Here is a 1,325-nt window from a genome sequence, read left to right as displayed (position 1 = left end):
CTGCAATGCCATTACTGACCACGACATCAAAGAGACCATCGCCGCCGGTGCAACCACCATGAGTGATTTGCAGGCTCAATTAGGCGTGGCGACTTGTTGCGGTTGTTGCGGCGAATTGGCAGCGTCATTTTTGACTGCAAGCAGTGCCCAAAATACCGTGACTGCCGGTATCAACGTTCAGTCTTAATTTCAGAATACACACAAAGGCCGTCTGAAGGCGTTGTTTCGCGCCTGTTCAGACGGCCTTTGTCATGCCTGTATGGTTTGGAGGCATTTTGCTATACAATGGTCGCTTTTGTTCCTCCGAGAGTAACCGCCATGAAACTGACCTTGATGTTTCGGGAGTATTGCAGCCTGTGCCACAAAATGCGCGAACAATTAAAGCCTTATCAGGAGCAGTTTGGATTTGAGCTGGATATTGTCGATGTTGATGAAGATCCGGTTTTAGAAGAAAAGTACAATGAGCTGGTGCCTGTTTTGTTGGATGGCGATACCGAAATCTGCCATTGGTTTTTGGACGAAGAAAAACTGAAAGCGCATTTGAGCGCATAACAAACCGCTGACCATATTATCTTTCAGACGGCCTTTGGCTGTTTATGCCGTCTGAACATTGATTTTATTATGACTGAAAAACTTTCTCCCGATGCGCTGATTGAAGCGGCGCTGTTGACGCAAGTCGAACCCTTAAACGAAAAAGCCATGCGCGAATTGTGCGTGCCGCCGTTGTCGCAAGACAAGCTGATTGATGTGTTGGCGCAACTGAAGGCCCGCTGGCAGGGCAGGGCTTTGCAACTGGTGCATACCCATGAGGGCTGGCGCTTCCAAATCGCCCAAGCCGCGTTTGAACGACTGGGCAGCCTGCAAGAGCAGCGCGCGCCGCGTTATTCCCGCGCTGTGATGGAAACGCTGGCGATTATTGCCTATCAGCAACCGGTAACGCGTGGCGATATTGAAGGCATACGCGGCGTGGCGGTGTCGCAAAATGTCATGCAAACCTTGCAGGATAGGGGCTGGATTGAAGTCATCGGCCACCGTGATTCTGTCGGCCGTCCGGCTTTGTGGGCGACAACAGCAACATTCCTAAGCGATTTGCGTTTGGAAAGTTTGGAAGAATTGCCGCCGCTGACTGAATTGGGCGAGCTGGTGTTGCCTGATTTGATGGAAACGCCGCCGACAGGCGATGAGGAAGCTGAAGAAGCAGTAGAATCAGGAAGCAGACTGATTAACTGATTTGAATGTAAAGGCCGTCTGAAACAATCGTGTTTCAGACGGCCTTTATGTTAGTTATTCTAGCGTTTTATAGCATTAAATGAACGCTTTATATC

3 protein-coding genes are annotated in these 1,325 nt (G+C 49.8%); all 3 read left to right on the top strand.

Going from position 1 to position 1,325, the window contains the following annotated elements:
* Positions 1–187 (top strand): (2Fe-2S)-binding protein (locus ACTHUM_RS14315; protein ID WP_440403202.1); only part of this gene is annotated, 187 nt, incomplete at its 5' end.
* A gap of 131 nt (positions 188–318) precedes the next feature.
* The gene (locus ACTHUM_RS14310; RefSeq protein ID WP_036472354.1) at positions 319–552 is read left to right on the top strand and encodes a glutaredoxin family protein; all 234 of its coding nucleotides are present in this window, start codon (positions 319–321) and stop codon (positions 550–552) included.
* A gap of 69 nt (positions 553–621) precedes the next feature.
* Positions 622–1,230 (top strand): SMC-Scp complex subunit ScpB, encoded by a 609-nt coding sequence (gene scpB / locus ACTHUM_RS14305; protein WP_004519443.1) that lies wholly within the window; start codon positions 622–624, stop codon positions 1,228–1,230.
* Positions 1,231–1,325: the final 95 nt, after the last annotated feature.

The sequence above is a fragment of the Neisseria sp. P0021.S006 genome (genome assembly GCF_051956895.1).
This window is presented reverse-complemented; position numbering and strand designations above follow the sequence as displayed.